At 70.7% G+C, this 6,877-nt stretch carries 4 protein-coding genes; 1 reads left to right on the forward strand and 3 read right to left on the reverse strand.

The genetic code is table 11. The features are described 5' to 3' along the window. The first annotated feature begins 1,210 nt into the window (after positions 1 to 1,210). Positions 1,211 to 2,236, forward strand: coding sequence for an NAD-dependent epimerase/dehydratase family protein (locus tag ABD385_RS40775; RefSeq protein ID WP_344585278.1), 1,026 nt, complete (start codon positions 1,211 to 1,213; stop codon positions 2,234 to 2,236). A gap of 240 nt (positions 2,237 to 2,476) precedes the next feature. On the opposite strand, the gene ABD385_RS40780 is transcribed toward ABD385_RS40775, so the two are convergent. The 3 genes from ABD385_RS40780 to ABD385_RS40790 form a co-directional block, all read right to left on the reverse strand. After that, a complete protein-coding gene (locus ABD385_RS40780; RefSeq protein WP_344585279.1) occupies positions 2,477 to 3,220 on the reverse strand; it encodes a thioesterase II family protein in 744 nt (247 codons plus the stop codon). Between the two features lie 70 nt (positions 3,221 to 3,290). Beyond that, positions 3,291 to 6,464 carry a non-ribosomal peptide synthetase gene (locus ABD385_RS40785; RefSeq protein ID WP_344585281.1) on the reverse strand — a complete coding sequence of 1,058 codons (3,174 nt, stop codon included), beginning with the start codon at positions 6,462 to 6,464 and terminating at the stop codon, positions 3,291 to 3,293. Then, on the reverse strand, positions 6,461 to 6,877 hold a 417-nt coding region (locus tag ABD385_RS40790), incomplete at its 5' end, for a phosphopantetheine-binding protein (RefSeq protein WP_344585282.1). The genes ABD385_RS40790 and ABD385_RS40785, both read right to left, overlap by 4 nt.

Here is a 6,877-nt window from a genome sequence, read left to right on the forward strand (position 1 = left end):
GCAACACCTTCCGGGCGCTCGCCTTCAACGCGTAGTTGGCAACGCCCCGTGTCCCTTCAGGGCGGACACCCGACCACCAGCTGGGGCGGCGCCACGCTGCTGGGGCCACGTTGGCAAGGTCTCTGGGCGTGTCTCCAGTCCACTCGCTCGGTGTGTGTCTGCCGGGGCGAAGTTGAGGGGAGACACAGTCCTTATCCCTGGAGCCGATTGACAGTAGGCAGTCGGCGGCGACCACGCGAGGCAGCTGTGGGAACGGGTCGGACGGAGCCGGCGCCTGCCTGTGGCGCCGAAGGTTGAACGGTACGACGATTGCCTGCCGAGGGGGCTCGAGCTGCCCTCTTCCGGCAGAGGTCGAGTGGCATTGGTACCAGCGGTTTGACCGGGCGGGCGGCGGGCTCGGTTCGCGGTCGGCACCCCGGCGTTGCAGTGGGCTACGGGGGTAGGGGCGGCGAGGGCGGTGGCCGTGGCGGCGATGAGGGGCGTGGGCCTGGGTGTCTTCGAGGTGGCGGTCGACGCCGGCCTCCAGGCCGAAGCGGTCGGAGGAGATGCGGAGGTAGCCCCCGGGCGTTTTGGCGTGTGCGCGGCCAGGTGTGGTCGTGGAGGTTGAGGGTGTTGTGCCCGTCGTGGGCGTGGGTGGGGGCGTTGAGGTCCTCCCGGGCGGCGGTGCTGGTGGTTGTTGGCGCGGGGTCGGTTCCTGGTGCCCGGTGGTTCCGATGCCGGGCATTTTCGATCGAACTCGGCGGTTGGGCGTTGCTGCGGATCGTCCGTGGAATCCGCGGCCGTGCGGAGGGATATTGATCACCGTGCGCGTTGATTTCGATCCTGCAGAGATGGCTCCGAACGAGTTCTAGGAGCTGTTGACCGCCATGGTCGGGCCTCGGCCGATCGCCTGGGTGTGGACCACGTCCCCGTACGGGACGGCCAATCTGGCCCCTGCGAGGTTCTGAGGAAAGTGGTATCGGGTCCCTGACGTCAGGGCAGGCCAACGGGGTGCAGCAAGGCTGACAGCGACCCCGGTGCCAGTGATGGAGCTGCCCGCGGTACCGCGTGGCACAGGTCGCAACCCGCCCCATTGGGGCGAACCATTCGCCTCGTCACCCGAGGACGCATCCACATCGCCCGCTGCGGGGAGCGTGGATGCAGGGGTGGGGTTTCGCTGCCAGAGAACGGGGATACGCGGGCGGTTCGTGCGATGGAAGAGTGTGCCGTCATGAAGGTCTTGATCATTGGCGGAACGGTATTCCTGGGGCGTGCCCTCGTGGACGAGGCCCTCGGGCGCGGCCACGAAGTGACCCTCTTCAATCGCGGCGTGTCCGGCTCGGCCCCGTCCGGTGTCGAGGCTGTCCAGGGCGACCGGGAGAACGAAGCAGCACTGCGGACGCTGGTGGACGGACGCTATTGGGACGCCGTCATCGACACGTGCGGGTTCGTACCGCGTACCGTCGGGCTCTCGGCGCGGATCTTGGCCGCACACGCGACGGCCTATGCCTTCGTCTCGTCCTTCCACGCCTACGCCGACTGGCCGGCCAAGGGAGTCGACGAGAGCTTCCCGCGGCACCTGTGCCCCCCAGACGCGGGGCCGGACGACGTGGTCTACAACGCGCTCAAGGCCGGTTGCGAACGGGCCGTGGAGGAGAGCTTCCCTGAACGGGCGCTGATCATCAATCCGGGGATCATCACGGGTCCCGGGGAGAACGTCGGACGGCTCCCGTGGTGGCTGGAGACCATTGCCCGGGGCGGGCGCGTGTTGGCGCCGGGCGCCCCGGACCGGCGGATGCAGCTGATCGACGCCCGCGACATCGCCCGGTTCATGTGCGACCAGCTGGCGGTACAGGGCAGCGGCCGTTACATCGCCAGTGGAATCCCGGGCAACACCACCATGGGAGAGCTGCTGCGGGACTGCGTCCGCGTCACCGGCGCGGACACCGAACTGGTGTGGGCCGATGAATCCTTCCTGCAGGAGCGGAACATCGCCCCGTGGAGCGAACTGCCTCTGTGGGCACCGGACATACCCGAGATGGCCGGCATCTGGCAGGCATCATCACAGAAGGCGCTGGCCGCCGGGCTGCGGTGCCGCCCGGTCTCCGAGACCGTCGCCGACACCTGGCGGGCACTCCGGAGTGGTGCGTACCCGGCTCCGAAGTACCTGCAGGGGCAGGTACCCGTCGGGTTGGACCAGGCCAAGCACGACGCGGTACTCGCGGAGTGGGATGCCCGGCGCCCGCTGGGGAGCTGATGCGGTGCCTCGCCCAGCTCGCCACGCCGATCCGCGGGCGCCGGTCCCTTGAGGCCCTGCACCACCTGCGCGACGTGACGTTCGCCGAAGACGCCTGCCGCATCCGAACGGGTACCGCGCCCCGCAGCAAGGCGCCCCTGCGCAACCTCGCCATCGGCCTCATGCGTCAAGCCGGCTGGGCGAACGCCGCCGCTGCCGCCGGCCACCGCCGGTCACGCCCCGAGCACGTGCTCGACCTGCTCAGCTCGCAGTCTGAGAACGCATCAGCCCTTCTTGGCGGGCCCGGAGCAGCAGCTCGTCGATGGTGGTCCACAGCGTCGGCCAGTTCTCGGAGAAGTACATGTGCTCTCCGGGGACGTCGATCAGTTCGAAGCCGGTGCTCGTCGCCGCCGCCCACTGGGCGGTCGCGTCCCGCGACACAAGTGCGTCGTCGACTCCCCGCAGCGCGCTGATGGCCACGGGCAGGGGGTTTCCGGGGCCCGGCGTGGCCGAGGGAGTCTCGTTGATGCCCATGTCCGCCCGCAGCGCCGGGATCACCAGCTCGCGCAGCTCGGGGTCGTGGAAGGCATCGTGGTCGTAGCCGACCAACTGGTGCACTCGGGAGGCCAGTTCGTCGTCCGACAGGTCGTGTACGCCGATGTGGGGCCTCGGTAGCCACGGTGCGGCCGCGCCGCTCACGATGAGACGTTCCGGCAGGCGCAGGCCCTTGCTGTGCAGGAGCTGCGTCGTGGCGTAGGCGAGGAGTGCGCCGAAGCTGTGGCCGAACAGGGCGTAGGGGCCCTCGCCTGCCGCGGCGAGGATCCTCTCGGCCGTGCCCGTCGCCGCCTCGGTGAGCGAGGTGTACGGGTCCTCGATGAACAGCTCCTCGCGGCCCGGGAGTTGGATCGGGGCTACCTCGAACGTCTGGGCCTCGTGCTCGCGCCAGGGGCGGAACACGCTGGCTCCCGCACCGGCGAAGGGCAGGCACAACAGCGGGAGTTTCATGGCAGGTCCTTTGGGGTGGGTGGGTGAGTGGTCGACAGGCGTCCGGGGGGGGTGAGTGCCGTGCAACGCGTCAGCGGGGTGCCGGTCGCTTCCAGCGGGCCAGGGCCTGGGCCCGGCTGGCGCCTCGACCCCGGGGCGGCTCTTCGCCGTCGCTGGCGGTGGGTGTCGCGGTATCGTCGCCCGGCGCCGACAGGTGCGCCGCCAAGCCGCGCACAGTGGTGTGCTGGAACAGGACGGCGGCCGGCAGGGCGGGGTGGCGGGTGCGCAGGGAGGCCAGGACGCGAAGCAGGCCGAGGGAGTTGCCGCCCAGTTCGAAGAACGTCGCGTCGAGGTCGGTGACCTGCGTGCCGAGCACCTGAGTCCACGCGTCGAGGACGACCGCTTCCGGGCTGTCGGCGGCCGGGGTGGCCGTCGCATGCGTCGGAGTGCGCTCCGTGAACTCCGCGGTCCGCGCGGTACTCCAGGCCGCGACCTTCGCCCGGTCCAGCTTTCCGTTCGGCAACTGGGGGAGCGCGGGTACCAGCAGCCAAGTGGTGGGCGCCATCACCTCGGTGAGCCACCTCGTGGCGTGGGCCCGCAGTTCGGCGGCGAAGGCCGCGTCGGCCGGTTCCGGCAGCTCGCCCGTGCGCGTGCTGGGGGACGCCGGCACGACGAAGGCCGCGACGGCCGTCCCGCCGGCGTCCACTGCCACCGCCGCGTCCCGCACCTCGGGGTGGCCGCGCAGCACCGACTCGATCTCCGCCAGCTCGATGCGTTGCCCTCGGACCTTGACCTGGCCGTCGCCCCGGCTCAGGAAGCGCAGCCCGTCGGCCGCGCTCTCGAAGACCGCCATGTCCCCGGTGTCGTAAGCGAGTTGCTCCCCGGCCTCGGGAAGCGGGGCGAAGCGGTCGGCGGTGAGCGCGGGCTGCCGCCAGTAGCCGTCGCCGACGCCCGCCCCGGCGACCATCAGGCGCCCGGGGATCCCCGACGGGAGGCGGCGTCCGTGCGCATCCACCACGTGGCAGCGCTCGCCGAGCAGCGGTCGGCCGATCCGGACGGGGACGTCGGCCCCCTTCGGCCCCCGCCACACCGTCGACCAGACCGTGGTCTCCGTCGGGCCGTAGCAGTTCAGCACGGGGCCCGGGACCAGGGCGGTCAGGTCGCGGGCCAGGTCCGCAGGGAGGGGTTCGCCGCCGACCAGCAGGGCGCCGAGGCGGTTGAGGAGGCGGCGGCCGTCCGGGTCCGTGGCGAGGATGCGTGCGACCGTCGGGGTGCACTGGTAGAGGGCGCCGTCCGGTACCGGGGCGTCCGTTACCGCACGGTGGCTCGTCAGCAGCACGGAGCTGCCGCGCGCCAGCGGCCAGTGCAGTTCCAGGGCGCTGATGTCGAAGGACAGGCTGGTGCCCGCCACCGTGACGGGGGGTGGGCCGCCGTCGAGCTCCCGGTCGAAGGCGGCGAAGAGCGCACACAGGTTCGCGTGGCGGATCACGACACCCTTGGGGCGGCCCGTGGAGCCTGAGGTGTAGATGAGGTATGCGGGGTCGTCGACGTCAACCTTCGGCCAGGCGTGGCGGGGTGTGCCGGGGGCTCCACCTGTGGTCGTGCGTGAGCCGGCGTCGGGGTGGAGGTTGGCGATGCCTGGAATCAGGGGCTTGAGGGCGACGGAGGCGGCGAGCGCCGCGTCTTCGGCCATGTAGCGCAGGCGCTCGGCCGGGTACTCGGGATCGAGCGGGACATATGCGGCCCCCGACTTCCACACTGCGAGCAGCGCCACCACCAGGTTCACGGTCCTGGGGAGGCACACGCCGACCCGGTCACCGGGGGAGACGCCGGACTCGATGAGGGCATCCGCCAACTTGGCGGCTCGTTCGGCGAGTTCGGCGTAGGTGAGGCTTTGGTCTCCGGCTGTGACGGCGGTCTCTTCGGGCGTGCGCCGCGCATGCTCATCGATGAGTTCGTGCACTGGTGCCGCGGCGAGGGGCGCCGGCCCGCCGTCCAGAACGGCCAGCTCGGCTTGCTCCTCGGGGGAGAGGAGTGACAACTCGGCGAGAGGGCGGGGGAGACCGTCAGTGCAGAGGAGGCAGAGGGCCTGGAGCAGGTGCTGGCCGAAGCGCTCCGCCGCCTGCGGGGTGAGCGCGGCATGGCGGTATCCGATCTGCAACTGAGCGGTTCCATCGAGCGCATGATGGAGCGTCAGGGCCAGGTCGTACTCGGCCTCGACCGGTGCGGACTGGGTGAGCCGCCAGTCGAGCCCGGCCGTCCGCAGGGGCGCGGACTCGGTGGTCTGCGCGCAGAGGATCTGGGTGAGCGGCTTACGGCCCGGCAGGCGTCGCACTCCCGCGGTGTCAAGGATGTCCTCGATGGGCAGGGCCGCGTGGTCCACGGCGTCGAACAGCGCGTCCATGGTTCGGACGAGCACCTCTTCGGTGTCGGCCTCGTCGAACCTCAGGCGCACCGGCACGGTGTTCTGCAGACAGCCGATGGTTCCCTGGTCAGTCGCGCTTCGGCCGCTGGTCACCGTGGCGACGACCAGGTCGTCTCGGCTCGTGTACCAGCCGGTCACCACTGCTGCTGCCGCGAGGAGTTGGACGAAGGGGGTGGCGCCGCACTCCCGCGTGAGGGCGGTCATGCGGGCGAGGAGGTCCGGCCCCACGTCGAGGGTCAGGGTGCCCGATGTCGTGCTGTCGGCGATGCCTGCGAAAGGGAGCGCGGTGTCCGGCGGGCAGTTCGCCAGCTCGGCAGACCAGAACTCGTTGAGCCGGGTGGCGTGTTCGGGCTCGGGTGCCGGCATCGCAGGTGTGGGCGAGAGGGACGGTGCCCCCTTCTCGTACGCGCGCGAGAGCTGGTGGAGGAGGACGGCCGCCGAGTCGTCGTCGAAGATCGCGTGATGCGTGCCGATCAGGCAGTGGGTGCGCTCGCGGCCGGTGAGGACGCGGACGCGGCAGAGGGGTCCCGCACCATGTGCGAAGCGGGCGCCGGCGGACGTGATGAGGGCGGGCAGGTCCGACTCGCCGGTGTCCGACTCCTGGACGCGGATGTCCACGTCCGACGCCGGATGGACGCGTTGCGTCAGGCCATCCGGCGTCATGTGCAGCGACGTGCGCAGCGCGGGCTGGCTCTCCAGGACGACGTGCACCGCGTCGGTGAGGCGGGCGGGGGAGAGTGCGCCCTCGATGACGATGTGGTTGAGGACCGTGCCTCTGCCGTCCCGCTGGTCGAGCACGAAGAACCGCAGCTGGCCTGGGGTTGCCGGTCGGTCTGTCACGAGAGCTCCTTGACGCCGCACCCGGCCGCCCGAACGAGTTTGGCGAGGGCGGGGAGCGAAGAGTTGCGGTAGATGTCACGCAGTTGCACCGAGGTGAACCCGGCCTCGTGCAGCGCGGTGCGCAGTCGGGACGCGAGCAGTGAATTGCCGCCGATTTCAAAGAAGTTGTCCCCAGGACGCGCGGGGACATGCAGGAGGGCTTCCCAGATGGCGATCAGGCGGGACTCGACAGTGGCGGTGGCAGGGCCGAGTTCGGGTTCGTTTTCGGTGGATCCGTCGGTCCCTTGAGGTGTGTCGGGTTCGATTGCCGGCTCTGGGAGGTGGGTGGGGTCGAGTTTGCCGTTGGGGGTGAGGGGGAGTTGGGGGAGGGCGGTGAGGGTTGCGGGGATGAGGTGGGTGGGGAGTCGTTGGGT

It is taken from the genome of Streptomyces lunalinharesii (genome assembly GCF_039532155.1).
GTDB classification, from domain to species: domain Bacteria; phylum Actinomycetota; class Actinomycetes; order Streptomycetales; family Streptomycetaceae; genus Streptomyces; species Streptomyces lunalinharesii.

Bases quoted from the DNA above. Each gene is read 5' to 3' on its own strand.
- ABD385_RS40775 (WP_344585278.1), top strand. From the start codon at position 1,211: ATGAAGGTCTTGATCATTGGCGGAACGGTATTCCTGGGGCGTGCCCTC.
- ABD385_RS40780 (WP_344585279.1), bottom strand. From the start codon at position 3,220: ATGAAACTCCCGCTGTTGTGCCTGCCCTTCGCCGGTGCGGGAGCCAGC.